The sequence below is a fragment of the Bacillus cereus group sp. BfR-BA-01360 genome, from assembly GCF_022663595.1.
Classification (GTDB): domain Bacteria; phylum Bacillota; class Bacilli; order Bacillales; family Bacillaceae_G; genus Bacillus_A; species Bacillus_A cytotoxicus.
Genome location: NZ_JAKUFV010000085.1, coordinates 1 through 356 on the forward strand (window position 1 = coordinate 1; position 356 = coordinate 356).

Below are 356 nucleotides of genomic sequence, written 5' to 3' on the forward strand. Positions count from 1 at the left end.
TACTAAAAGGAGGTGAAATCAATGTTAGTTAACAAAGTGTATAAGTTTCGTATCTATCCAAACAAGGAGCAAGAAATTCTAATTGCAAAAAAAATCGGTTGTTCACGTTTTGTATTCAATCATTTTTTAGCACAATGGAATGACGCATACAAAGAGACAGGCAAAGGATTAACTTATAACACTTGCTCTTCTCAATTAACACAACTAAAGAAAGAATTAGTTTGGTTAAAAGAAGTAGACAGCACATCACTTCAATCATCACTCAAAAACCTTGCTGATTCGTATACTCGATTCTTCAAGAAACAAAACAAAGCACCGCGTTTCAAGTCTAAAAAGAATAAAGTGCAATCCTACAC

Annotated in this window: 1 protein-coding gene; it reads left to right on the forward strand. The window is 33.1% G+C overall.

Translation table 11 applies throughout. The features are described from left to right. Window positions 1-21: 21 nt before the first annotated feature. Window positions 22-356: helix-turn-helix domain-containing protein (locus tag MR056_RS22020; protein ID WP_242136736.1), on the forward strand; the 335-nt coding region annotated here is incomplete at its 3' end.